Origin of the sequence: Nonomuraea typhae (assembly GCF_009760925.1) — a bacterium.
GTDB lineage: Bacteria > Actinomycetota > Actinomycetes > Streptosporangiales > Streptosporangiaceae > Nonomuraea > Nonomuraea typhae.
Genome location: NZ_VRLV01000004.1, coordinates 494,647 through 519,689, shown reverse-complemented (window position 1 = coordinate 519,689; position 25,043 = coordinate 494,647). Strand labels below are relative to the sequence as shown.

General features: G+C 72.4%; 22 protein-coding genes. 10 read left to right on the top strand and 12 right to left on the bottom strand.

What is annotated here, in order from left to right:
* Window positions 1–3: 3 nt before the first annotated feature.
* From FVE25_RS18430 to FVE25_RS18410, 5 genes are read right to left on the bottom strand one after another with little or no spacing between them, the layout of a single operon-like run.
* Window positions 4–1,287, bottom strand: coding sequence for a nucleotide sugar dehydrogenase (locus FVE25_RS18430; RefSeq protein WP_157248180.1), 1,284 nt, complete (start codon window positions 1,285–1,287; stop codon window positions 4–6).
* Window positions 1,284–3,809, bottom strand: a complete 2,526-nt coding sequence (locus FVE25_RS18425) for a glycosyltransferase (RefSeq protein ID WP_157248179.1) — start codon at window positions 3,807–3,809, stop codon at window positions 1,284–1,286. The genes FVE25_RS18430 and FVE25_RS18425 overlap by 4 nt, the downstream gene beginning before the upstream one ends.
* Complete coding sequence (locus FVE25_RS18420) at window positions 3,806–5,359, bottom strand: glycosyltransferase family 2 protein (protein ID WP_157248178.1); 1,554 nt, start codon at window positions 5,357–5,359, stop codon at window positions 3,806–3,808. Before FVE25_RS18420 ends, FVE25_RS18425 begins: the two co-directional genes overlap by 4 nt.
* Window positions 5,356–6,372, bottom strand: coding sequence for a Gfo/Idh/MocA family protein (locus FVE25_RS18415; protein WP_219825541.1), 1,017 nt, complete (start codon window positions 6,370–6,372; stop codon window positions 5,356–5,358). Before FVE25_RS18415 ends, FVE25_RS18420 begins: the two co-directional genes overlap by 4 nt.
* Window positions 6,369–7,457: a DegT/DnrJ/EryC1/StrS family aminotransferase gene (locus FVE25_RS18410; protein ID WP_219825540.1), complete on the bottom strand. Its 1,089-nt coding sequence runs from the start codon at window positions 7,455–7,457 to the stop codon at window positions 6,369–6,371. The genes FVE25_RS18415 and FVE25_RS18410 overlap by 4 nt, the downstream gene beginning before the upstream one ends.
* Before the next feature lie 233 nt (window positions 7,458–7,690).
* Here FVE25_RS18410 and FVE25_RS18405 point away from each other — a divergent pair, with 233 nt between their 5' ends.
* The 4 genes from FVE25_RS18405 (at window position 7,691) to FVE25_RS18390 (ending at window position 13,923) form a co-directional block, all read left to right on the top strand.
* A complete protein-coding gene (locus FVE25_RS18405) occupies window positions 7,691–9,082 on the top strand; it encodes a M20/M25/M40 family metallo-hydrolase (RefSeq protein WP_157248176.1) in 1,392 nt (463 codons plus the stop codon).
* Window positions 9,083–9,213: 131 nt separating this feature from the next.
* On the top strand, window positions 9,214–10,527 hold the full coding sequence (locus tag FVE25_RS18400) for an MFS transporter (protein ID WP_157248175.1): 1,314 nt from the start codon (window positions 9,214–9,216) through the stop codon (window positions 10,525–10,527).
* Between the two features lie 4 nt (window positions 10,528–10,531).
* Window positions 10,532–12,538, top strand: coding sequence for a molybdopterin oxidoreductase family protein (locus FVE25_RS18395; RefSeq protein ID WP_157248174.1), 2,007 nt, complete (start codon window positions 10,532–10,534; stop codon window positions 12,536–12,538).
* Window positions 12,535–13,923 carry an FAD-dependent oxidoreductase gene (locus tag FVE25_RS18390; protein WP_157248173.1) on the top strand — a complete coding sequence of 463 codons (1,389 nt, stop codon included), beginning with the start codon at window positions 12,535–12,537 and terminating at the stop codon, window positions 13,921–13,923. Before FVE25_RS18395 ends, FVE25_RS18390 begins: the two co-directional genes overlap by 4 nt.
* Window positions 13,924–13,926: 3 nt before the next feature.
* Here the strand turns inward: FVE25_RS18390 and FVE25_RS18385 are convergent, their stop codons facing one another.
* Entirely contained in the window at window positions 13,927–14,283 is a 357-nt protein-coding gene (locus FVE25_RS18385) for a hypothetical protein (protein WP_157248172.1), read from the bottom strand.
* Window positions 14,276–15,529: an FAD-dependent oxidoreductase gene (locus tag FVE25_RS18380; RefSeq protein ID WP_157248171.1), complete on the bottom strand. Its 1,254-nt coding sequence runs from the start codon at window positions 15,527–15,529 to the stop codon at window positions 14,276–14,278. Before FVE25_RS18380 ends, FVE25_RS18385 begins: the two co-directional genes overlap by 8 nt.
* A gap of 90 nt (window positions 15,530–15,619) precedes the next feature.
* Here FVE25_RS18380 and FVE25_RS18375 point away from each other — a divergent pair, with 90 nt between their 5' ends.
* From FVE25_RS18375 to FVE25_RS18350, 6 genes are all read left to right on the top strand, one after another.
* Entirely contained in the window at window positions 15,620–16,252 is a 633-nt protein-coding gene (locus FVE25_RS18375; protein WP_157248170.1) for a TetR/AcrR family transcriptional regulator, read from the top strand.
* 268 nt (window positions 16,253–16,520) lie between these two features.
* Window positions 16,521–17,675, top strand: a complete 1,155-nt coding sequence (locus tag FVE25_RS18370; RefSeq protein WP_157248169.1) for a phospholipase D-like domain-containing protein — start codon at window positions 16,521–16,523, stop codon at window positions 17,673–17,675.
* A 39-nt stretch (window positions 17,676–17,714) separates the two neighbouring features.
* A complete protein-coding gene (locus FVE25_RS18365; protein ID WP_181019624.1) occupies window positions 17,715–18,311 on the top strand; it encodes a TetR/AcrR family transcriptional regulator in 597 nt (198 codons plus the stop codon).
* Entirely contained in the window at window positions 18,308–18,775 is a 468-nt protein-coding gene (locus FVE25_RS18360) for a DUF6653 family protein (protein ID WP_157248167.1), read from the top strand. Before FVE25_RS18365 ends, FVE25_RS18360 begins: the two co-directional genes overlap by 4 nt.
* A 90-nt stretch (window positions 18,776–18,865) precedes the next feature.
* Window positions 18,866–19,309, top strand: coding sequence for a hypothetical protein (locus tag FVE25_RS18355; protein WP_157248166.1), 444 nt, complete (start codon window positions 18,866–18,868; stop codon window positions 19,307–19,309).
* A gap of 150 nt (window positions 19,310–19,459) precedes the next feature.
* The gene (locus tag FVE25_RS18350) at window positions 19,460–19,990 is read left to right on the top strand and encodes a phospholipase (RefSeq protein WP_157248165.1); all 531 of its coding nucleotides are present in this window, start codon (window positions 19,460–19,462) and stop codon (window positions 19,988–19,990) included.
* A 39-nt stretch (window positions 19,991–20,029) separates the two neighbouring features.
* On the opposite strand, the gene FVE25_RS18345 is transcribed toward FVE25_RS18350, so the two are convergent.
* The 5 genes from FVE25_RS18345 to FVE25_RS18325 all read right to left on the bottom strand — a co-directional run bounded on the left by FVE25_RS18345 (window position 20,030) and on the right by FVE25_RS18325 (window position 24,959).
* Window positions 20,030–21,535, bottom strand: coding sequence for an amidohydrolase family protein (locus FVE25_RS18345; protein WP_246267142.1), 1,506 nt, complete (start codon window positions 21,533–21,535; stop codon window positions 20,030–20,032).
* 121 nt (window positions 21,536–21,656) lie between these two features.
* Window positions 21,657–22,835: a winged helix DNA-binding domain-containing protein gene (locus FVE25_RS18340; RefSeq protein WP_157248164.1), complete on the bottom strand. Its 1,179-nt coding sequence runs from the start codon at window positions 22,833–22,835 to the stop codon at window positions 21,657–21,659.
* A gap of 20 nt (window positions 22,836–22,855) precedes the next feature.
* Complete coding sequence (locus tag FVE25_RS18335; RefSeq protein WP_157248163.1) at window positions 22,856–23,647, bottom strand: ABC transporter permease; 792 nt, start codon at window positions 23,645–23,647, stop codon at window positions 22,856–22,858.
* Window positions 23,644–24,591 carry an ATP-binding cassette domain-containing protein gene (locus tag FVE25_RS18330; RefSeq protein ID WP_157248162.1) on the bottom strand — a complete coding sequence of 316 codons (948 nt, stop codon included), beginning with the start codon at window positions 24,589–24,591 and terminating at the stop codon, window positions 23,644–23,646. The genes FVE25_RS18335 and FVE25_RS18330 overlap by 4 nt, the downstream gene beginning before the upstream one ends.
* Window positions 24,576–24,959, bottom strand: a complete 384-nt coding sequence (locus FVE25_RS18325; RefSeq protein ID WP_157248161.1) for a helix-turn-helix transcriptional regulator — start codon at window positions 24,957–24,959, stop codon at window positions 24,576–24,578. Before FVE25_RS18325 ends, FVE25_RS18330 begins: the two co-directional genes overlap by 16 nt.
* Window positions 24,960–25,043: the final 84 nt, after the last annotated feature.

Here is a 25,043-nt window from a genome sequence, read left to right as displayed (position 1 = left end):
ACCTCAGCCGCCGATGACGATCCGCCGCACGCCCGGCCACAGGCCCGGATCGGTCACCCGGCGCCCGTCCACGAGCACGGAGACGCCCGGCAGGTCGGCCGCGCGCAGACCGGCGTACTCCGTGTGGTCGGCCTGCACGAGCGCCGCGGCGACCGGCTCGCCGCGGTGCGCCGGCAGCCCGAGCGCCTCCAGCTCGGCGGCCGTGTACAACGGGTCGGAGACGTACGGCACGGCGCCGCGCCCCCGCAGCCCGGCGACCAGGGGAAAGGCGCCGGAGAACGCCGTCTCCTTCACTCCCCCGCGATAGGCGGCCCCGAGCACGAGCACGCCCACGCCGGTCAGGTCGCCGAAGGCGGCGGCCAGCCGGCCCACGGCGTACTCCGGCATCGCCGCGTTCGCCTCCCTGGCCGCCCGCACCACCGTGGCGGACGGGTCGTTCCACAGGTACAGGCGGGGGTAGACGGGAATGCAGTGCCCGCCGACCGCGATGCCGGGCTTGTGGAGGTGACTGTACGGCTGGCTGTTGCACGCCTCGATGACCCCGGTGATGTCCACCCCGAGGGAGTCGGCGTAGCGGGCGAACTGGTTGGCCAGGCCGATGTTGACGTCCCGGTAGGTGGTCTCGGCCAGTTTGGCGAACTCGGCGGCCTCGGCGCTGCCGAGGTCCCAGACGCCGTTGGGCCGGGGCAGGTCGGCGCGCTGGTCGAAGTCCAGGACGGCCTCGTAGAAGGCCATGGCCTGGGCGGTCGAGCGGGCGTCGACGCCGCCGACGAGCTTGGGGTAACGCCGCAGGTCGGCGAAGACGCGGCCGGTCAGCACGCGCTCCGGGCTGAAGGCCAGCGCGAAGTCGGCGCCCACGGCCAGCCCGGAGCCCTCCTCGAGGAGGGGACCCAGGCGCGTGCGCGTGGTGCCGACCGGCAGCGTGGTCTCGTAGACCACCAGGGCGCCGGGACGCAGCCCGGCCGCGATGGCCCGGGTGGCCGCGTCCATGGCGCTGAAGCCGGGCCGGCCGGCGTCGTCGGCGTACAGCGGGACGACCACCACGACGGCGTCGGCCGCGCGCACGGCCGCGGTCGTGTCGAGGGTGGCCGACAGGGTCCCGGCCTCGACGGCCGTCTTGAGCCCGACGTCCAGGTCGGCCTCGCCGGGGAACGGCGCCTGGGCCCGGTTGACGTGCTCCACCACGGCGGGATCGATGTCGGCGCCGATCACCGTGTGGCCCTTGCCGGCGTACTGCACGGCCAGCGGCAGCCCGATCTTGCCGAGGCCGACGACGCAGATCTTCATTGGAGGAACTCCTTGAGGGCGCTCACGGTCTGCGTGCCGCCGTGCACGGCCCGGGCGAAGGCCGCGGACCTGCGGCCCAGCTCGGCGCCGGCGTCCCGGTCGTCGAGGAGCCGTTCCACGGTCTCGGCGAGGGTGGCGGGCACGGCGTTGACGATGGGGTGCTCACCGAGCGCGTCGGCGACGCCGTCGGACAGGTAGGCGATGACCGGCTTGCCCGCGGACATCGCCTCGCAGGCGAAGGTGCCGTAGGCGCCGATGGCGAACTGGTCGACCACGATGTCGGCCTCCCAGACCTGCTCGCGCATCTGTGACCAGTTGACCTTTTCGGCCAGGCGGAATTCGATCACCTTGCGCTCGTGCAGCTCCTCCAGGATGGGCACGATGTCGCCGGTGCCCTTCGTCCAGCGTTTGGACGGCGCGTGCAGCACGATCGGCCGGGCGCGCTCGAGCACCGGCTCCGGGCACGCCCAGGCGTCCACGTCCACGACGAGCGGGACCCACACCGCCTGGGGCAGGTCGTCGAGCAAGTCGGGCGTGGTGACGAAGCACGGCAGGCCGGACTCCGCCGCTGTCCGCGCGTTCCGCTCGGCGGTCTTCGTCATCCGCTCCACGAACCCCTCGGGCGCGGCGCGGAACAACGACGTCGGGTGCCGCTCCATGTGCCGTCCGGGGTGGCGGATCTCGCTGCCGTGCGCCAGCAGCGCCACCTGGATCTGGGCCCGGCGCAGCGCGGGCAGGTCGGCGCCGATGTGATCGCCGTTCAGGTGCCCGAGCACGGGCAGGAAGGCGTCGGCCAGCAGGTGCGTGTAGCGCCCGGCGATGCGGCCGACCTGCTCGACCTGGAAGGCGACCTGGCCGTAGCGGCCGGGGCCGAAGGTCACGTCGGCCGGGTAGTCGAAGGTCGAGGTGGCGGCCTTGGCCATGAAGACCTCCATGGAGACGTCGCGTCGCTCCTTGGAGATGGCCTGGGCGAAGGTGGCCAGCTGGCCGGCGTAGTTGGCGGGGCCGAGCCCGAGCCGGATCGGCGTGCTGTCGTCCAGCGCGGTCCACGGGTTCTCGCTGGTGCCCTTGTCGCGCTCGCGCACCTGCCAGGTGGGGTTGCCGACCGCGATGCGCGGCTTCTTGCCGGACAGCTTCCGGTAGAGCCCGAGCAGGCCGGCGCTCTGGTGCTCCCACGACAGCTCGTCCAGCAGGTCCGGGGTGATCCTGGCCGCCAGGTCGGCGCGCCGGTCGAGCGCGGCGGCCACCGCCGTGGCGAAGGTGGCGGGGTCGGTGGCGGTGAAGACCTCCCCCACCCCGGTCGCCTCGACGAACTTCGTCACGGTGGCCACGTCGCTGGTGACGACCGGCAGCCCGGCGTGGAGGTACTCGGGCAGCTTGGTCGGCAGCGACACCTCGCAGTTCGGCGTCTTCCTGAAGCAGATGAGCCCGAGGTCGGCCGAGGCCAGGAAGTCGGGCACCTGGGCCTGCGGCACGTACGGCACGACGTGGATCCGGTCGCCGACGCCGAGCTCGTCGCCCAGCTCCAGCAGTTGCTCCAGGGCCGGGGTGCGCTTGCCCACGACGAGCGCCAGGTGCACGCCGGGCAGCCGGGCCAGCCCGGTGACCGCGGTGTCCAGGCCGCGCTGCGCGTCGATCCAGCCGGCGTACACCAGCAGGGGCACGTCGCTCGCCAGGCCGCACACCTCGCGCAGGCCGGCCCGCTCGATCGTGGCGCCGATGACCGAGCGCACCGGCGCGTTGCGCACCACCAGCGGCGTCTCCTCCAGGCGGTAGGCGTCCTCGAGGATGGCCGCGAGCTCGGGCGAGACGGTGACGACGGCGTCGGCCTGGCCGATGTACTCCTTCTCCAGCGCGTGGTAGGCGCTGGAGCGCAGCGCGCTGCGCCAGTCGACGCCGCGCACGTACTCGTGGGCGTCGTACAGCCAGCGGCAGGTCCACCCGCGGTTGCGCAGGCGGGCGGCGCTGCGGGCGGCCACCCCGATCATGGTGATGTCGTTGGCGTGGATCACGTCCGGCCGGAACTTCTCGATCACCGGCCCGAAGGCGGCGTCCAGGTCGAGCAGCGAGGGCATGTCGATGCGCCAGTCGCCGTCCGGCCTGCGCTCGCGCCAGCGGCGCTCCTGCCACTGGTACACGGTCCGCTTGGCCGCGTACGCTCCGGTGCCGAGCCGCAGGACCGTCCGCAGCGCCGTTCTGACCAGCGCCGGGCCCAGGCCGGGCCGTCCCACGGTGCTGCCGATGCGCGCGGTCAGCTCGCGGATCTGGATCTGCCGCGTCACCTCGTCCGGCCGCTGCACGAACCGGAACCGGCGTTTCACCTCGCGGCGCGGGATGGGAACCCGGACCACGCGCACCGGCCCCATCTCGCTCTTGGCCTTGCGCGCGGACGAGCGGCCGAGCAGCAGGACTTCCCAGCCCGCGTAGGCCGCGGCCAGCGCGATCTTCTGCACCCGGCTGTCGCCGGTGATGTGGTTGCCGACGATGACGGCCAGCCGCGGCTGCCGCGGGGAGACACTCATGACCGCTTCCCCTGGAACAGGTCGCGGACCGCCTGCCACAGCGGCAGGGGCACGGCGACGATGGTCAGGTGCCCGTGCTCGTTGGCGCGCGCTCTGATCCGGTACGGCCGGCCGCGATACCAGGTCCGCACGGGTTCCGGGGCGTGCGAGACCGGCACCGGCAGCTCGTAGGTGGAGCCCGCCACGTCGGTGTAGAGGCGCACCGAATACCGGGGAGCCCGTTTGCGCAGCAGGGAGCGCACCCCGATGTCGAACCGGAAGTCCCCGGCGGCCTGCCCGGGCGCGCGGCCGGCGGCCCCGTCGTCCTCCTTGAGCCTGCGCCCCTGGCGCAGCGCCCGCGCGGTGCCTGCGGGCACCACGTCCATCGTGACCTTCGCCTCGGCCCCGGTCAGGCACAGCTGCCCGGCCAGGTGCAGCCTGGCCCGCTGCCAGCCGAGCGAGGAGACCTCGACCCCGGCGGCCAGCCGCCCGGCGAGGTTGCCGGTCAGCTCGAAGCAGTCGTCGGGCAGGTCGCCGAAGCCGTTGCCCTGGGAGTAGGCGCTCTGGCCGCGGACCAGGATCGGCGGCTGCACGCCGTCCGCCTCCTCGCGCAGCGACCGGCACAGGGTCTCCCGGTCGCCGCGCGCCGCGAGCGTGAGCCGGTACCGCTGGGGGGAGGTGAGCTGGGCGCGCAGGCCCGGCGTGAGGTACAGGGTGCACAGGCGGGCGATCGACTCGCAGATCTTCTTCTGCTCGTCCTCGGTGAAGGTGAGGAACTCGGCGCGCAGCAGCTTGGCCAGCTCGTAGCCGAAGTGGCGCTTGAGCACGAAGTCGCGCTCGGCTCCGGGGGGCAGCAGCCGGACGACGTGCTCGATCACCTGCTCGCCGCCGCGCAACTGGCTCAGCGGCGCGGCGCGGCTGGTGATGTTGTCGCCGTTGTCCCGGCTCACCGCGTAGTAAAAGACGTAGTCGGCCAGCACGGAGACGCGGCGGGCGTGGAGGAAGGCCGCGAGCGTGAAGGGCTGGTCGCTGAAGATCGGCATGTCCTCGGGGAAGCGCAGGCCGTGCTCCTCGATCAGGCTGCGGCGGAAGAGCTTGGTGTTGGACAGCGAGTACGGCAGCGGCGAGTCGAACAGGCCGATGTCCATGCGCGTCTCGGCGTAGACCTTCTGGGGGATCTGGCGGCCGTTGGCGCCGACCATGCGGCCGAGGACCACGTCGGAGTCGTAGGCGTCGGCGGCCCGCACGAGGCGTTCGAGCGCCTGCTCGGCGAGGAAGTCGTCGGCGCCGACGAAGTAGACGTAGCGTCCGGTGGCGTGCTCGAGCGCGCGGTTGGACGGCGCCGCGGGCCCGCCGGAGTTGGCCTGCCGCAGGACTGTGACGGTGCCGGGGTAGCGCGCGGCGAAGTCGTCGAGCTCCTCCGCGCTGCCGTCGGTCGAGCCGTCGTCCACGGCGATGACCTCGAGCCGGCTCGTGCCGATGCTCTGCCCGATGACCGAGTCCAGGCATTCACGCAGGTGCGGCATGGTGTTGTACACCGCGATGATCACGCTCACGTCGGGCACGGTCATACAAGGGCTCCCTTGAGGTCGGCGGACTTCAGCGAGATCGTGCGCCCCTGCCCGGCCGAGGCCAGCACGGCCTCGGACACCTCCACGGTCCGCACCCCCTGCGCCAGGGTGACGATGTCGGAGGACAGGCCGAGCAGCGCGTCGCGGAACCTCTCGTGCTCGACCACGAGCGGCTCGCGCTTCTCCAGCGCGTAGCGGATCATGTCGCCTTCCGACACCCCGCGGAAGGCGCTCAGCGACTCCCACTGCATGGACTGGGCGCCGTTGGCGTAGAAGGTGAGGTCGGCGGTGAGCGTGTCGGCCACGAAGCAGCCACGCTCGCCGGTCACCACGGTCGAGCGCTCCTTGAACGGGCTCAGCCAGTTGACCAGGTGGCTCACCATCGAGGAGTCGCTGAGCTGGCCGACCACGGCGACCATGTCCTCGTACGGCCGGCCGCTGCGCGAGGCGGTGCGCGCGGAGACCGACACGTACTCCTGCCCGGTGATCCAGCTCGTCAGGTCGATGTCGTGGGTGGCGAGGTCCTTCACCACGCCCACATCGGTGATCCGGTGAGGGAAGGGTCCCTGCCGCCGGGTGACGATCTGGAAGACCTCGCCGAGTTCCCCGGCTTCGAGGCGGGCGCGCAGGCTCTGCAGCGCGGGGTTGAAGCGTTCGATGTGCCCGACCGCGCCGAGGACCCCGCCGGCCTCGAACGCCTCGGCCAGCCGGTTGGCCCCGGCGACGGAGTCGGCCAGCGGCTTCTCGATGAGCGCGGAGACGCCGGCGCGGGCCAGGGTCAGGCCGACGCTCTCGTGCAGCGCCGTGGGGCAGGCGACGACGGCGTAGTCGAGGCCGAGTTCGAGCAGTTCGCCCACGTCGCGGGTGACCTGCGCGCCCTGGGCGACGCGGTGGGGGTCGCCGGCCGGGTCGGCGACGCCGGCGAACTGCACGCCGTCGAGCTTCGCCAGCACCCGCGCGTGGTGGCGGCCCATGGCGCCGAGCCCGATCAGCCCGGCCCGCAGCGGCCTCACGTGCGCTCCCGCAGGGAGTTGACCGCGCCGGCGATGCGGTCCAGGTCGTCGCCGGCCAGCGCGGGGTGGACCGGCAGGGACAGCACTTCGCGGGCGGCCCGGTCGGTCTGCGGCAGCTCCCAGGTGCCGCCTCTGTACGGTTTGAGGCGGTGAATGGGCGTCGGGTAGTAGACGGCGCTGCCGACCCCGCGCTCGGTCAGCCACTGCTGGGCGGCGTCCCGGTCCGCCGCGATCCGCACGGTGTACTGGTGGAAGGCGTGCGCGGCGTCCTCGGCGACGTGTGGCACGGGCACGCCGCGGATGGCGGCGCTGAGGTGCTTGGCGTTGGAGCGGCGCTGTTCGACCCACTCCGGCAGCCGCTTGAGCTGCACGCGGCCGATGGCGGCGGCCACATCCGTCATCCGCATGTTCGCCCCGACGATCTCGTTGGCGTAGCGCTGCTCCATGCCCTGGTTGCGCAGCAGCCGCAGGGTTCTGGCGACGCCGGCGTCGGGCGTGACGATCATGCCGCCTTCCAGGGCGTGCATGTTCTTGGTGGGGTAGAAGCTGAAGCAGCCCGCGGTGCCCAGCGCGCCGACCGGCTTGCCGCGCAGGGCGGCGCCGTGCGCCTGGCAGGCGTCCTCGACGAGCGCGAGGTGCCGGCCGTCGGCCAGGGACCGCAGCGCCGGCATGTCGGCCGGGTGACCGTACAGGTGCACGGGCATGATGGCGGCGGTGCGCGGGCCGATGGCGGCGGCCACGGCCGACGGGTCGAGGCAGTAGGTGTCCGGGTCGATGTCGGCGAAGACCGGGGTGGCGCCGGCGAGCCGCACCGCGTTGGCCGTGGCGGCGAAGGAGAACGACGGGACGATCACCTCGTCGGCCGGGCCGATGCCGAGCGCCATGAGCGTCAGGTGCAGCGCGGAGGTGCCGGAGTTGACGGCCACGCAATGTCGGCCCTCCACCCAGGCGGAGAACTCCTCCTCGAAGGCCGCCACCTCGGGTCCTTGGACGACGGATCCGCTGCGCAGGACGCGGACCGCCGCCGCGATCTCCGCTTCTCCGATGACTGGCTTGGCTGACGGTATGGGCACTTCGCCGGGCAACACGAGCTCCTAAGCCTGATGACCACTGGGTGAGTGAACCGCCACGGACTGTAGGGGATCGCTACGGAGGGTCACACGACTGTCGGCGAGCGCTTGCGTGAATGCTTACCCATGGCCGCGAGTCATTGCCCGGCCTTGACCCGGCGCTGACGAATCCGTTGACCGGGTCTGGTCGGCGGCGAGGCCCCGCCGTACCGTCGCGGTGTCGTCACTCCGGAAAGGAGCCGTACGCCATGTCCCTGCGCGTCAACCCCTTCATCCGCCGCCTCGCCCTGGTTCTGGTGAGCCTCGGCCTGCTGGCCGCGACGTTATCCCCGGCCACGGCGGCCTCCGATCGCCCGCAACGGGACCGGGAGATCGAACGCATGGTCCGGGCCGTGGACCCGAGCGGCATCGAGCGCGTCATCGCCAAGCTGGTCTCGTTCGGCACCCGGCACACCCTGTCCAGCCAGACCGATCCGGTCCGCGGCATCGGCGCCGCCCGTGACTGGATCTTCGAGGAGTTCTCCCGGATCGCCGCGACCTCCGGCGGGCGCATGACCGTGGAGAAGCAGTCGTTCGTCCAGCCGGTCTCCCCGCGCATCCCGGTGCCCACGACGATCACCAACGTGGTGGCCACGCTGCGCGGCACCCAGCCCGCGTCGGCCGGCCGTACGTATGTCGTCAGCGGGCACTACGACTCGCGCTGCTCGGATCCCTTGAACGCCACGTGCGACGCCCCCGGCGCCAACGACGACGCCTCCGGTGTGGCCGTGGCCATCGAGGCCGCCCGGGTCATGGCGCCACGCACGTTCGACGCCACGATCGTGTTCATGGCCGTCGCGGGCGAGGAGCAGGGCCTGTACGGCGCCGCCCACTTCGCCGAGCAGGCCAAGCAGCAGGGCGTCGACATCCAGGGCATGTTCACCAACGACATCGTCGGCAGCCCGATCGGGCCGAACGGCCGTGACCCGCGTGCCGTGCGGGTGTTCTCCGAGGGCGTGCCCACCTCGGAGACCCCGGCCCAGACGGCGATCCGCCAGTCGATCGGCGGGGAGAACGACGGCGTCTCCCGGCAGCTGGCCCGGTCGGTGAACGAGGCGGCGGCGGCCTACGTGCCCGGCTTCGACGCCCGCCTGTACTTCCGCCGCGACCGCTACCTGCGCGGCGGCGACCACATCCCGTTCCTGCAGCGCGGCTTCTCGGCGGTGCGCTTCACCGAGGTGCACGAGGACTACGCGCACCAGCACCAGGACGTCCGGGTGGAGGACGGCGTGCAGTTCGGCGACCTGCTGCGGTTCGTCGACTTCGGCTACGTCGCCCGGGTCGCCCAGGCCAACATCGCGGCGCTGGCCGTGCTCGCCCGCGCGCCCAAGTCTCCGCAGAACACCGCGATCCTGACGGCCCAGCTCACCAACGACACCGACCTGCGCTGGACCGCCGCCCCCGAGCCCGACCTGGCCGGGTACGAGGTCGTCTGGCGCGAGACCACCGAAGCGCTGTGGACCCACTCCCGCTTCGTCGGCAAGGTCACCTCGTACACGCTCAAGGGCCTGTCCAAGGACAACTTCCAGTTCGGCGTACGCGCGGTCGACACCCAGGGCCACCGCAGCCCGGTCTCCTTCCCGGTGCCCGCGGCCAACTAGCGCGTCAGGACACCGATCGCGCCGGGGATCGCCTCGTCCCCGGCGCGGCGGTTTCCCCTTGGGGTGGTGGCGTCCGTGAACCGGCCGACCAACACTGAGCGGTGAGATCGTCTACACGTGAGGCAGCCACAATGCGTAGGGCGCGCTGGATCGAGGACTGGAGACCTGACGACGTCGGCTTCTGGGAAGGGGGTGGCCAAGGCGTCGCCCGGCGGAACCTGATCTTCTCCATCTTCGCCCTGCACCTGGGTTTCTCGATATGGACGATCTGGAGCGTCGTCGCCGCCCGGATGGGCGCCTTCACGGTGGATCAGCTGTTCTGGCTGGTGGCGTTGCCGAATCTGGTGGGGGCCCTGGCACGGGTCCCCTACAGCTTCGCCCCCGCCCGGTTCGGCGGGCGGAACTGGACGGTGGTGAGCGTCCTGCTCCTGCTGATCCCCGCGGGCGCGCTGGCGCTGGCCGTGAGCGTGCCGGGCACGCCGTTCTGGGTGTTCCTGCTGATCTCCGCGGCCGCGGGGCTGGGCGGGGGCAACTTCGCCTCGAGCATGGCCAACATCGCCTACTTCTACCCGGCCGGGCGGCTCGGGTGGGCGCTCGGGGTCAACGCCGCGGGCGGCAACATCGGCGTGAGCACGGTGCAGCTCGTGGTTCCGCTGCTCATCGGCGCGTTCGGGCTGGCCGCGGCGGGGCTGCTCTGGGTGCCGCTGATCCTGATCTCGGCGGGCTGCGCCTGGCTGTTCATGGACAACCTCGCCATCGCCCGTTCGTCCGTCCGCGACCAGGCGAAGGCGGCGCGGCACCCGCAGACGTGGATCATGGCCTTCCTCTACATCGGCACGTTCGGCTCGTTCATCGGCTACTCGACGGCCTTCCCGCTGCTGACCAAGAACGCCTTCCCCGCCGTCGCCTGGGCGTCGTTCGCCTTCGTCGGGCCGCTGGTGGGCTCGCTGAGCCGGCCGTGGGGCGGGTGGCTGGCCGATCGGCTGGGCGGGGCGCGGGTGACGCTGTGGGTGTTCACGCTCATGGCGCTGGGCGTGGCGGGAGTGTGGTGGTCGCTGCTCGGGCGGACGTTCGCCGGGTTCGTCGCCGCGTTCGTGCTGCTGTTCGTCGTCTCCGGGATCGGGAACGGCTCGACGTACCGGATGATCCCGGCCATCTTCCGGGTGAAGGCGGCGGCCGGGTCGTGCGGAGGGGTGAAGGCACGGCTGGCGGCGGGACGGCGGCTCAGCGCGGCGGCGGTCGGCATCATCTCCGCGGTCGGCGCGCTCGGCGGGTTCTTCGTCAACCTGGCCTTCGGCAGCTCCATCGCGGCCACCGGCGGGCCGCAGGCGGCGCTGGTGGCGTTCGCGCTCTTCTACGGCGTGTGCGCCTGGGTGACCTGGAAGTGCTACCTGCGCCCGGCGTGGACGCGGGCGCAGGCCGGCCTGGCGTCCGCGGGGGTGTAGGCGGATGAAGACGCACTGCCCCTACTGCGCGCTGCAATGCGGCATGCACGTGAGCGCGTCGGGCGCGATCAGCCCGCGCGACGACGTGCCCGCCAACGCCGGCGGCCAGCTCTGCCTGAAGGGCTGGACGGCGGGCGAACTGCTGCGCACCCCCGATCGGCTGACCCGGCCGCTGGTCCGCACGCCCGACGGGCTCAGGCCGGCGAGCTGGGAGGCCGCTCTGGACCACGTCGCCGGGGAGATCCGCCGGATCCAGGCCGCCCACGGCCCCGACGGCATGGCGGTGTTCGGCGGTGGCGGGCTGACCAACGAGAAGGCGTACCTGCTCGGCAAGTTCGCCCGCGTGGTGCTGCGGACCAGCCAGATCGACTACAACGGCCGGTTCTGCATGTCCTCGGCGGCGGCCGCGTGCAACCGGGCCTTCGGCGTGGACCGCGGCCTGCCGTTCCCGATCACCGACGTCGCGCAGGCGCGGACGATCATGCTGGCCGGCGGCAACCCCGCCGAGACGATGCCGCCGTTCGTGCGGCATCTGGAGAACGCGCGCATGCGCGGCGGCACGCTCATCGTCATCGACCCGCGCGAGACGCCGACGGCCCAGCTTGCCGACCTGCACCTGCAGGTCACGCCCGGCACCGACCTGGCGCTCGCGCTGGGCATGCTGCACGTGGCCGTCGCCGACGGCCACGTCGACTCCGGCTACGTCGCGGCCCGCACCACCGGCTTCGACGACGTGGTCACCTCGGCCAACTCCTACTGGCCCGAGCGGGTGGAGCGGATCACCGGCGTGCCCGCCTACCAGATACGCGCGGCCGTGGGGCTCCTGGCCCGCAGGCCCGCGATGATCCTCACCGCGCGGGGCGCGGAGCAGCACGCGAAGGGGACCGACACCGTCACCGCCTTCATCAACCTGGCGCTCGCGCTGGGCCTGCCCGGCCGCCCCGGGTCGGGCTTCGGCTGCGTGACCGGCCAGGGCAACGGGCAGGGCGGCCGCGAGCACGGGCAGAAGGCCGACCAGCTGCCCGGCTACCGCAAGATCGACGACCCCGCCGCACGGGAACACGTGGCCCGCGTGTGGGGTGTGCGGCCCGACGACCTGCCGGGCCCGGGACCCTCGGCCTACGAACTCCTCGACTCCCTGGGCACCGGCCCCCGCGGGCTCCTGATCTTCGGTTCCAACCCGGTGGTCTCCGCCCCGCACGCCGCCCGCGTCACCGACCGGCTGCGCCGCCTGGAGCTGCTGGTCGTCTCGGACTTCGTGCTCTCCGAGACGGCCGCGCTGGCCACCGTCGTCCTGCCGACCACGCAATGGGCCGAGGAGACCGGCACCATGACCAACCTCGAAGGCCGGGTGCTGCTGCGCCGGCAGGCCGTGGACCCGCCGCCGGACGCCCGCACCGACCTGCGCATCCTGGCCGACCTGTCCGTACGGCTCGGCGTCACGCTCCCCTCCCACCCCCGCGAGGTCTTCGCGGAGCTGGGCCGGGCCAGCGCGGGCGGCCTCGCCGACTACTCGGGCATCACCTACGAGCGCATCGACGCGGAGACCGGGGTCTTCTGGGGCGGCGGCCCCCGCATGTTCCTCGACGGCTTCCCCACGCCGGACGGCCGCGCCCGCCTCCTCCCGGTACGACATCGCGGCCCCGCAGAAGAGGCCGACGACGACTACCCGCTGTACCTGATCACCGGGCGGCTGCTGGCCCATTACCAGAGCGGGGCGCAGACCCGCCGCGCTCCCACGCTGGCCGCCGCGGCCCCCGAGCCGTTCGTCGAGATCCATCCCAGCCTCGCCGAACGCCTCGCCGTGACCCCCGGCGCCCCGCTGCGCGTGACCAGCCGGCGCGGCAGCGCGGTCGCACCGGCTCGCATCAGCTCAGCGATCCGGGCCGACACGGTGTTCATGCCGTTCCACTGGGCCTGCGTCAACCTGCTCACCAACCCGGCGCTCGACCCCGTGTCCCGCATGCCGGAGTTCAAGGTCTGCGCGGTCCGCGTGGAGCCGGGGACATGAGCCTGCCAACCCGCATCGTCGTCGTGGGCAACGGCATGGCCGGGGCCCGCCTGGTCACCGAATTGCGCGCCAGGAACGCCAACACGCAGATCACGGTCTTCGAGAGCGAGGGACGCCTGCCGTACAACCGCACGCTGCTGTCGGCGGTGCTCGCCGGGACGGCGCGCTTCGAGCAACTGAGGCTGGTGGAGCCGGCGTGGTACCGGGATCATGGGGTGACGGTGCACCGGAGCATCACCGTGACGGCGATCGACCGGCGCCGCCGTCAGGTCATATCGCCGGTTCCACCCCATGTCACGCCCTATGACCGGCTCGTCCTCGCGACCGGCAGCGAGCCGATCATCCCGCCGATCCCCGGCGTGCACCTGGCGAAGGGGTTCCGGACCCTCGGCGACTGCCAGGACATCCTGACGGTCGCCCGGGCCTCCCGGAGAGCCGTCGTGATCGGCGGCGGCATGCTCGGCATCGAGGCCGCCCGGGGGCTGGCCGGCCTCGGCCTCCGGGTGACCGTCGCCCACCTGGCCGACTACCTCATGGAGCAGCAACTCGACGCCGAAGCCGCCGCCATCCTGCTCGGCACCCTGCGCGACCTGGGAGTCCGCGTACGGCTCGGCGCCACCGTCACCCGGGTCACCCGCGACGGCGCCTGGGTGGGCCCCGACCTGCTCCCGGCGGATCTGGTCGTGGCCGCCTGCGGCGTCCGCCCGATGACCGGGCTGGCCCGGGCCGCCGGACTCGTCGTGGACAGGGGCATCGTGGTGGACGACGAGCTCCGGACCAGCGACCCGGTCATCCACGCGATCGGCGAATGCGCGCAGCACGGCGCGTCGGTGTACGGCCTGCTCGCCCCCTGCTGGGAGCAGGCCGACGTCGTCGCCGCGCTCCTGACCGGCACGCCCGCCGCCTACCAGGGTTCCCGGCGGGTCCTGCGGCTCAAGGCGGCCAGCATCGAACTGGCCTCCCTGGGCGACGGGATGAGGGAGGAGGGCGTGGAACTGGTCAGGTTCAGCCATCCGGCCGGCGGCACCTACCGCAAGCTGGTGATCCGGGAGAACCGTCTGGTGGGGGCGATCCTGCTGGGCGAGACCTCGGCCGTGGGGACGCTCACCCAGCTCTACGACCGGGGCGCCGACCTGCCGGCCCGCCGCGAGGAGCTCCTCTTCCCCCGCATGCGCCACGGCAGGGACGACGTCGGGGACCTGCCCGAGACGGCGGTGGTGTGCTCGTGCAACCACGTCACCAAGGCGTCCATCAAGGAGGCGTGGCAGCACGGCGCCGCCGACGTCACCGCGGTGGCCGCGGCCACCCGGGCCACGACCGGCTGCGGAAGCTGCGCCGACACCGTGGACAGGCTGCTGAGACAGGCTTCCGCGCAGGCGCCGTAGAGCTCAGTGCCCGGCCAGCCACCAGGCCGAACCGAAGGCGGCCACGGCCAGCGCCGCGCCCGCCGCGGCCGGCGGATGGCCGTTGAGCAGGTGCACCACCGCGTCGCCGGCCTGGAGCAGGCCGGTGACCCACAGCAGGGCGAGCGTCCCGGAGCGCGCGCCGCGGGCCAGCAGCACGAGCAGCACGGCGCCGATCGCCAGGGACCGGATCGAGGTCGCCCTGGCGAAGGTGTCCACGGCCGCGGTCACCTCCGCTCCGGCGGGCAGGGCGAAGCCCGGATCGGCGATCACCAGAACCGAGACGACCATGGTCAGCAGGGTCGCGAGCACGTTGATCGTGAGGAACACCGGGTTACGCATGGCGCAGCGGCTCCAGGGGGCCGGTGAGCCGCTCGGGCCGCAGCCCCAGCGCGACCACGCGGCCGAACAGATGCGGGAAGCCGCTCCAGTGCCGCAGCGTGCGCAGGGGTTGCGGGAGGCGCAGCGGTTCGGGCGGGGTCCCGTCCTCCTCCGCGACGGCGGCGGCCACGAAGCCGGCCTGGGCGCGCTTCTGGGCGAACTGGGTGACCGCCGCCGGCCAGCGGCGGCGGCGCTGCACGCGGGCCAGGTCCTTCGGGGACACGTGGCCGCGGCGCAGGCCGGGCAGCAGGATGCGGGCGGCGGCGACGGCGTCCTGGACGGCCAGGTTGATGCCGACTCCGGCGATCGGGGACATGGCGTGCGCGGCGTCGCCGATCAGCAGGGCACCCGGTGTCCACCAGCGGTCCAGCCGGTCGATGCGGATCTGCAGCGCCGCGATGTCGCAGGCGGCGATCCCGGCCGTCCGGTCCGCGGTGTACGGCGCCAGCCGGGCGATCGTCCGGCGCACCCAGGCGCCGTCATCGGCCAGGGCGGCCTCCGCCGTACCCTTGCCGATCAGCAGGGCCGCCTGCCAGTAGTCGCCACGGTTGATCATGATCAGCCCGCCGGAGGCGGAGAAGCGCAGGACGGTGCCCTCCGGGTCGCCTTCTGCGCGTGGAATGCGGACGTACAGGCAGTCGTGCGGGGTGGCGGCGGCGCGCGGGCGCAGGCCCAGCAGGCGGCGTACCGTCGAGTGCCGCCCGTCGGCCGCCACGACCAAGGGCGCTTCGAGCCGGTGCGCCCGCCCGGTGTCCTTGTCCAGGTAGCGCACCCCGCGCACCTGGCCGGCGGTCGTGATCAGGTCGTCCACCTCGGCGTTCTGCGCGAGGTGGAAGCCGGGCGCCGTGCTCGCGGCGTCGGCCAGCAGGTTGAGGAAGTCCCATTGGGGCACCAGCGCGATGTGCTGGTGGCGGCCGGGCAGGCGGGTGAAGTCCTCGCTGACGGCGCCGTCGTCGAAGCGCATGACGAGGCGTCGTTCGCGTTGCTGGGGCAGGGCGGCGAAGCGCTCGCCCAGGCCCAGTTCGTCGAGGAGGCCGAGGGTGGAGGCGTGCACGGTGTCGCCGCGGAAGTCGCGCAGGAAGTCGGGGTACTTCTCCAGCACCGCCACCTCCACGCCGGAACGGGCCAGCAGCAGGCCGAGCACCATGCCGGCGGGGCCACCGCCGGCGACGACGCAGGAGACCGAGGTTCTCGGGATCGATCCCATCTCATCCCTTTCATAAGTGGGGGGAAACTCCCCGCTTTCTTGGCACGCTAACATAAGCGGGGAGAGAGTCCACGGTTAGGGGGATATTTCGTGAAAGAGCTGCGCGCCGACGCCCGGCGCAACCGGGAGCAGATCCTGCGCGCCGCGCACCTGGCCTTCCTCGACCAGGGCCCCGAGGCCCCGCTCGACCAGATCGCCGAGCGGGCCGGCGTCGGCAACGCGACCCTCTACCGCCACTTCCCGACCCGCGGGGAACTCATCCGGTGCGTGGTCCTCGACCACATGACCCAGGTGGCCGCGCTGGCCGCCGACGCCCTGTCCGCCCATCCCACCGCCGGTCAGGCGCTCACCGCGTTCGCCACCCAGGTCGTGGAGCGGCGCGTCGTCGCCATGCTGCCGATCCTCGGGGGGTACGCCGAGGACGAGCCCGGCTTCGCCGTCGCCCGAGAGAAACTGCTGCAGGCGCTGAACGCCCTGGTCGCGGCGGCTCGCGAGCAGGGGGCGCTGCGGGCGGACGTCGGGGCCGCCGACCTCGTCATGTTCCTGGCCGTGCTGACGCGGCCGCTGCCCACGATCTCCGCCGCGCTCAACGACGACGTGCGCGCCCGCATGCTCGCGACCCTGCTGGACGGCCTGCGCCCGCACGGGGCCGGCCCGCTGCCCGGCGAAGCGATCAGCGCCGGCCGCATCACCACCGACCTGGCCGCCGCCCGGAGGTCATGAGGGCCCGCACGTCTCCGAGCCCGCGCTCACCGGCAGGGGGCGGAGCCGGCCTCCGTCCAGTGCATGTCGTCCGCGACGATCAGTAGCGCCCGTACGGCTCCGCCCCGCGCGCGAGGGACCCCGTCGTTCCAGATGTCCACCGGACCCGACCACCCCGTCTTCCCCGCCCGCCGGCTCGGCAGGCTCCCAGAAAGGAGGGCGTTCCATACGGTTCCCCAGCGTTCCACCCCAGCGGTTACGTCACCCTCTGTAGTGGAATAAATACGGCATGACGGTATTTGCCGGGGGAAAGATTGAGGCGTTTGTCGGGCCTGCCGAACTGGGGGCCGCCGACAACCTCGAACAGGTCATCATCGACTTCATCGGTGGCGCCAGGCGTCATCTCGACATAGCCGTGCAGGAGCTCGACTCCGAGCCCATCGCGCAGGCCATCCTCGACGCCCGCTTTCGCGGGGTCAGCGTCCGCATGGTTCTGGAGCAGGACTATCTGGTCACCGCCAAGGTGCCCAGGATCACCGCGTTGCGGGGCGAGGACGCGGCCGCGGCCCGCCGCCGCGTCCAGTGGGGGCTGGAGGCCGGCCGCAGGAGCCTGGAGCCCAACCGCACGATCCTGTCGGCACTGCTGCGCTGCAACGTCGACGTGAAGGCGGACTACAACCCGGCGATCTTCCACCAGAAGTTCATCATCCGCGACTTCCGCGAACGAGCGCTTCCGTCGTCGGCGATCCTGTCGGGCTCGGCGAACTTCACCACGACGGACTGCCACAACAACCTCAACCACATCGTGATTTTTCATGATGCGCGCATCTGCCGTACCTACACCACCGAGTTCGCCCAGATGCGGACCGGCCAGTTCGGCCGGGGCGCCCACGGCAAGGTGCCGGCGGCGTACAACCTCAACGGCGTGCCGGTGAAGGTGCTGTTCGCCCCCGACCACGCGCCCGAACTGGAGATCATCAAGCAGATGCTCAAGGCCACCAAACGGGTGGACTTCGCCATCTTCACCTTCTCCGGCTCCTCCGGCATCGACGACGCCATGATCGCCCTGGCCGCGGCGAAGCGTTCCGTCAGCGGCGCGGTGGACCCCGGGCAGGGCGTCCAAGCCTGGGCCGCCACCCACGACCTGGACCGCGCCCGCATCGAGCTGTTCTTCCCCAAGGACGTCGACGGCTTCGGCAAGCTGCACCACAAGCTCATGGTCATCGACGAGAGCGTCGTCATCGCGGGCAGCTTCAACTACACGGCGCCGGCCAATCTCTACAACGACGAGAACATCTTCGTCATCGGCAGCCCGTACCCCGACCTGCCCAAACGCGAGGGAGGCCCGGTGAATCCGGAGGCGTGCGCCGAGCTCGCCCGCTTCTTCCGCACGGAGATCAAGCGCATCGAGGCATCAGGAGAGCGTTTCGCCGTCCGCCGATAGGAGGTAGGCTATGACTCAATGACCAAAGGAGTCATAGCTATGGCCACCGCCTTCACGCCGGAGGAGAAGGAGCGCATCGCGCGCACGCTCCTCCACACGGGCGAGGAGCTGTTCACCACCCAGGGCCTGAAAAAGACCTCGCTGGACGATCTCGTCGGCCCCGCCGGGATCGCCAAGGGCAGCTTCTACGCCTTCTTCGACTCCAAGGAGTCGCTCTACCTGGAGATCATGCTCAACCGGGCACCCCGGGTCACCGCCGCCGTCTCCGCCGCGCTGGCGCTCCCCCCGGGCGAGAAGGGCCTGGTCACCCTCATGCACGCGATCACGGACGTGCTCGCCTCCGACCCCCTCTACCGGCGCCTCCTCACCCGCCCGGAAGAACTCGAGGCGGTGGCCCGGCGCGTCGGCCCCGAGCAGATCGCCCGGATCACCCCGCAGATCGTCACGCCGCTCCTGGACTACCTGGCCGCGGGCCAGCGCGACGGCGTCATCGTCACCGACCTCGCGCCGGAGACCCTGGCCGGCGTCATCCGCACCGTCGGCCTGGTCGTCGTGCACCGCGACCGCTTCGGCCCCGCCTACGAGCAGGTGCTCGAGGCCACCATCACGACCCTGGCAAGGGGGATGCTCCGATGAGTCTTCTCGACAAGTACTCCCAGATGGCCGGCATGACCGACGAGGCGTGGAAGCGTCACGCCAACCCCTGGAGCGTCTGGACCAGGTTCGCCGCGATCCCGCTGGCCATCCTGGCGATCTGGAGCCGCGTGTGGCTCGGCTGGTGGGCCCTGGTCCCGCTGGGCCTCGTGGCCCTCTGGCTGTGGGCGAACCCGCACGTCTTCCCGCCCGTCTCCGAGCCGTCGGCCTGGTCCTCCCGGGGCATCTTCGGCGAGAGACTCTGGCTGCGCGACCGCTCCGCCATGCCCGACGGATTCCGCGTCGTGCAGCGCATCTGGGTGATCGGCGCCGTGGCCGGGCTCGCCATGCTGGTCTGGGGGCTGATCGCGCTGCAGCTCTGGCCGACCGTCTTCGGCGCCGTCCTCATCGTGTACGGCCAGCTCTGGCGCATCGACCGCCTGGGGATCTTCTACGACCGGAGCTGAACCGGTGGTGGCCATGATCGCCCTGTGCGCGCGACGCCGGCATGACAGCATGAGGATCGCCGGACGCCCCGAGCCCCTGGAGGGGTCCTCATGCCGAACGGAGCACGCGCCGCCGCCGCGGCAGGCTGCATTCTCGCCACCCCGGTGGCCGTGTGGTGGCTGGTGGGAGACCTGAGCGCGACCGCGCCGCCGGGCGCCGAACTCGACTATGCGGTACGGCCGCCGGACCTCGGCGCGGGCGTCGAGCGGGTCGCCGGCCTGCTGGCGGTGCTCGTTGTGGCCGGCGCGCTCGTCTTCCTGGTCTGGTCGGCACGGCGGGGCCGCCTCGACGGCCGCTGGTGGGCCGCGCTCGGGCCGGCGCTGGCCGCGGGGGCGCTCGCCGGAGCGGGCGCGCGGGTCGTGACCGCGGGCACCATCGGCGCGAACATCGGCGCGGGGCTGACCGTGGCCGGCGGCGGCGCGCTCGTGGCCGTGCTCCTGCTGTGGGCGGCCGGCTGGTCGCTACGCATCTTGCTGACCCGGAAATCCGGCTGACTGTAAACGGCGACTGTCCGCAAACCCTTCCGGAAAACTTGAACAAGATCTGCTTTCAGTTCTCCGGCGCTTCGCTTCATTGTTAGGTCGTCGGGCGAACCTTGCCACCGCATTCATCCAGACACCCCCTGGCAGTGAAAGCAGGTTCTCATGGTGAGACGGTCAATCTCCGCCTTATCCGCCGCCTTCCTCTCCCTGATCGCCGTTCTCGGATTCGCGTTGCCCGCCCACGCGGTGACGCCGGAGCAGAAGCTCGCCGCGATGTCGGCCTTCAGCCAGCCGAACGCCACCAGCTTCAACGCCTGGCACGCCGCCTGGCAGAACCAGGCCGCATGGGCCGACTACAACTTCGACTGGTCGACCGACCTGTGCTCCAGCAGCCCGGACCAGCCGCTCGGCTTCGACTTCAGAATGCCCTGCCGCCGCCATGACTTCGGCTACCGCAACTACAAGGCGATGAACGCCTTCCCGGCGAACAAGGCGCGCATCGACGACGCCTTCTACTTCGACATGCGCGAAGTGTGCGCGCGTTACTCGGGACTGCCCAAGTCCACCTGCAACGGCCTGGCCTGGACGTACTACCAGGCGGTCAAGAACCTCGGCAGCCTGCAGGTGACCGACGAGCAGATCCAGCAGGTCAAGCTGGAGGCCGAGCTCAACTACCAGAACGAAGCGGCGTAGCGGCGTCCGGGGGAGGCCCGGCCTCCCCCGGACCGTCCGTCAGCAGGCGCAGGCGGCCCGGGCGGCGGGGATGCCCGGGTCCTTGGCCGCCGCCTCGACCTCCGCCAGGATGCGCTCACGGTCGTCGGGGCCGAGGTAGCGCCCGCGGGTCACGACCGCGTGGATGCGGCGGACGTTGCGGATGTCGGCCAGCGGGTCGGCGTCCAGCGCGACCAGGTCGGCGAGCTTGCCGGGCGCCACGGTGCCGGTGGTGGCGGCGCGGCCGAGGAAGCGGGCGGCGTCTCGGGTCATGGCCTGCAGCGCGGCCATCGGCGACAGCCCCGCCCGGACCAGCAGCGAGAGCTCGTCATGGGCGCTGAAGCCCGGGATGACGTAGGGGTTGTAGCAGTCGGTGCCGCCGAGCACGCCGACGCCCGCCCGGTGCAACCGCCCGACCATGGTCAGGAGGTGCTCGAAGTAGCGGCGCTCCAGGGCGATCTCCTCCGGGGTGTCCGGGGCGACGAGCTTCAGGGTCTCGGCCCACCAGGCGCGGTCGGCCGCGGGGATGTACTTCAGCCGCGGGTCGCCGGCATAGGTGTCGGCGGGCTGGGAGAACACGTTGAGCACCCACAGCGTCGGCGAGTGCCGGCTCCCGTTGCGGATCAGCGCCGCGTACAGGCGGCGGGCCTTGGCCGGGTCGTAGCTGGCGGCGGCCTGCCGTTCCAGGCTCTGCACCATCTCGAACCAGGCGCGCGGGGCGGCGGGGTCCATCGGAGTGTCCTCCATCGTGCGGCGGAACTCCGGCTCCCGGCTGGAGGTGGCCAGGGTCAGGCCGAACAGGTGCTCGAAGCTGCGCTGGCCGAGCCTGCTCGCCTCTTCCATCGGCACGAGGTACGGCACGTGGCCGTCCACCCGCAGGCCGAGCTTCGCAGCCTCGTCGGTCAGCGCGGGCAGCACGTCGCGGCCGAGGTAGGAGTAGATCTTCAGGAAGTCCGCGCCGCCGGCCTTGGCCTCGCGTACGGCCTGCCTGGCCTCGGCCTCGGTCCGCACCTTGGCGGACAGCGGTCCCAGCAGCGAGACCGGGCCGTCGACGATGGTGCTGGCGATGACCATGCGCGGCCCGAGCACCTCGCCCCGCTCGATCCGGTCGCGCAGCGCGTGGATCTCGGGAAAGCCCCACATCTCCCGGATGCCGGTGACGCCGTTGACGACGAACAGCGGCGGGGCGATCTTCTCCTGGGCGACGCCGTGGGTGTGCATGTCCCACAGGCCCGGGATGACGAACTTGCCGTGCAGGTCGATGACCCGGGCGCCCCGGTGCCGGGGCGCGTCGTGGCCGCCGCCGACCCAGGCGATGCGGTCTCCGATGACGACGATCGTGACGTCCCGGCGCGGGGGCGCCCCGGTGCCGTCGATGAGGGTGGCCCGCCGTAAGACCGTGACGCCGTCGCTCGAGGCGGACGCGGCCGCCGGCACGGCCGATGCGAGGGCGGCGCCCGCCCCGGTGAGGGTGATCCCGCGCAGGAAGGCGCGGCGGCCCGCGGGCATGGTGAACGTGCTGGGCATGAGCTTTCTCCCCGTCTGCGATGGTTGCGCGCAGTGTCAGTGATGCGGCTGGTGCAGAGGCCCCGTGGTCGGGCAAGCGGTCAAGGTCCCGCCGTCATGCTCCCCGCGCGAGCGCCCATGGTCAACAGCCGCTCAGCTCGCCGAGTTCGAGCCCGCGGAAGGCGGCGACCCTGGCCGCCTCCTCCCCGATCGGCGCGCGGTGCTTCGCGCCGAGCCGGCCCAGCGGCTCGACGGCGACGTCCAGGGTGCGCCGCCGGGTTTTCGGCCGCCACACCGCGCGGATGTCGCCGTCCACCAGGACCGCCCCCGGCCCGCCGATCGTCCGCCACAGCGCCTTTCGCCGGTCCCGGTCGGGAAGGAGCACCTGCCGGTCCCTCGCCTGCAGGTACGGGTCGTGCGGCGGCAGCAGGCGCACGCCCTTCACCTCCTCCGGCGACTCCAGCCGCCCGAGCTCGCCCTTGAGCACCCATCGCGGGCCGCCGCCGGATTCCACCTCGGCCAGGCCCGGCTCGGCGGCCTCCCACAGCCGCTCCGCCTGGGCGCGGCCGATCCCGCCCCACTCGGCCAGGTGCGCGGGCGTGGCCGGGCCGTAGCAGCGCAGGAACCTCTCGACGAGCTCGCCGGGCGCCTTCTCCAGTCCGCCCTTGATCGCGCCCGCCCACTGGTCGGTACGGCGGAGCAAAGGCGAGCGCCCTTGACGCCCTCCATGGCACAGGATGCCCCGCAGGGACACGACCGGCAGCGCGAAGCGGACCAGCGACTCCCCGAGGAACTGCTGGGCCGAGTAGGGCGAGTGCCCCTGCCAGCCGTCGCGCTGCCCGGCGGGCAGCCGGTCGGTGATCAGCTCGCCGGCCCGGCGGCCCAGGTCGTCCTTGACGAGCGCGGTGCCGTCCAGGATCTCCTTCACCGCCTCCGCGGCCAGGCCGGCGAGGTCGGTGGCGGCCAGCCCGATCCGGTCCAGCGAGGGCACGGCCCCGCGCAGGAACGCGCGCAGTTCCTCCTCCGTCTCCGGCAGCAGGCCGCGGGTGAAGACGGCGGCGTCGCGGGCCGGGAAGACGTGCGGCGCCCCGCGTGCGCCGAACGCCTGCAGCAGGCGTTTCCCGTCGAGCTCCGCGGTGATCCGCTCCTCGGTCACCTCGTGGACGCGGGCCGCCAGCGCGAGCCCGGCCGCGCCCGGCGGCGTGTTCTGCGGGTAGCACCGCCCGGCGACGCCGGTCAGGTCGGCGGCCGGCGCGCGGTCCGTGAGGCGGTGCCCGTGGAGCCGGTAGACGAGGATCTGCTCGCGGGTGACCTTCGGCATGCTCCTCCCCTACCCGCTCGCTATCGGGATGTGCGGCGGAAGCGCGCGACCGACAACGTCATGAACACGAGGGTCAGGCCGATGGCCCAGGCCAGCGCCTGCACGGCGGCCGAGCCCGCGTCCCGGCCGGTGAACCAGGCCCGGAGCGTGTCGATCATCACGGTGACCGGGCTGTGGTCTGCGTAGGCGCGCAGCCAGTCCGGCATCGACGCGGTCGGCACGAAGGCGGAGCTGACGAAGACGAACGGGAAGACCCAGACCATCCCCATGCCCTGCGCGGCCTCCACGCTCCCGGCCAGCAGCCCGATGTAGGCCGCCACCCAGGAGAAGGCGAAGCCGAGCAGCAGGAGCAGCCCGAAGCCGAGCAGGATCCGCCCCGGGTGGGCGTGGAAGCGGAAGCCGACGACGAGGCCGCAGGCCACCATCACCACGATGCTGAGGAGGTTGCGCAGCATCTCGGAGAGCAGCCGGCCGAGCAGCACCGACGAGCGGGTCATGGGCAGGGAGCGGAACCGGTCCATCACGCCGCGTTCCATGTCCTCGGCGATGCCGACGCCGACCGCGCCCGTGGACGTGAACAGGACGATCATCACGAAGACGGCCGGGAGCAGGTACTGCACGTAGTTCCCGCCGGGCACCGGGATCGCGCCGCCGAACACGTAGGCGAACAGCAGGATGAACATGACGGGCTGGATGAGCGCGTACATCACCAGCAGGTGCGGGGCGCGCAGGATGCGCCGGACGTTGCGGCCGGCCAGCAGCCACGCGTCGCGCAGCCACCAGGAGAAGCCGGTGGTCACGGGGACGGTCATCGCGCGCCCTCCCCTGAGGTCGTGTGGCCGGTGAGCGCGAGAAAGGCGTCGTCGAGGCTGGGCCGGCGCAGCGCCAGGTCGGCCACGCGGACGCCGGCGGCGTCCAGGTCGCGCAGGATGCCGGGGACCGTGGCGAAGCCCTCCTTGACGGTCACGGTCACGGTGTCGTGGTCGACGTCGGGAGGGCCGTCGCCGTGGCGGCCCATGACGCCCGCCGCCTTCTCCGCGTCGGCTGGGGCGGCCAGCACGACCTCGGCGCGGGCGCCGCCGGCCAGCGCCTTGATCTCGTCCGGGGTGCCCTCGGCGATGGCGCGGCCGTGGTCGATGATGGTGATCGAGCCGGCCAGCCGGTCGGCCTCCTCCAGGTACTGCGTCGTGAGCAGCACGGTGGTGCCGTCCTGGGGCAGGCGTTCGATGACGTTCCACAGCGCCCGCCGCGAGCGGGGGTCGAGGCCGGTGGTGGGCTCGTCGAGGAACAGCACGCGCGGCCGCGTCATCAGGCTGGCGGCCAGGTCGAGGCGGCGCCGCATGCCGCCGGAGTACGTCCTGACCTGCCGGTCGGCGGCCTCGGCGAGCTCGAACATCTCCAGCAGCTCCGGGGCCCGGCGCCTGACCTCGGCCGGTGGCGAGCGGAAGAGGCGGCCGATGAGCAGGAGGTTCTCCCGGCCGGTCAGCAACTCGTCCACCGCGGCGTACTGGCCGGTCAGGCCGATCAGGCCGCGCACGCGCTGGGGGCCGGCGGCGACGTCCACGCCGAGCACCTCGGCCCGGCCGCTGTCGGCGCGCAGCAGCGTGGCGAGGATCCTCACCACGGTGGTCTTGCCCGCGCCGTTCGGCCCCAGGAGCCCGAGCACGGCCCCCTCGGGGACGGTCAGATCGAAGCCGGCCAGGGCGGTGGTCCTGCCGTAGGTCTTGCGGAGGTTCTCGATCACGATGGCGGCCATCCGGGGTTCCCTTCGGTGAGTGCGTCGAGGAGCTTGGCCATCGCCGTCTGGGCGGACGCCGACGTCCAGGGCCCGATGGCGGCCAGGGAGACCACCAGCGCGGACGCCTCCGCGGCGTCGAACGCCACCGGCGGCAGCCTGCTGCGCGCCCGGATCCTGTAGCCGCCGCCCGGCCCGCGCCGGGTGGCGATGGGGACCCCGGCGTTCAGCAGGTCGGCCACGTCACGTTCGATCGTGCGGACGCTGACGCCGAGTCGCCCGGCCAGCGAGTCCGCGGTCAGAGGCCGTCTGTCGCAGGCGCGGAGCTCTTCGATGAGCCGATGCTGGCGCTCGACTCGGGGAACAAGAGGATGGGGGCTGACCACCATGCCGTTCAGCTTAAGGAGGGCTACCCGACGCGCCTGTGTCGGTTATTTCAGAAATTTCACCGGGCTCGTCGCCCCGGCCTGAGT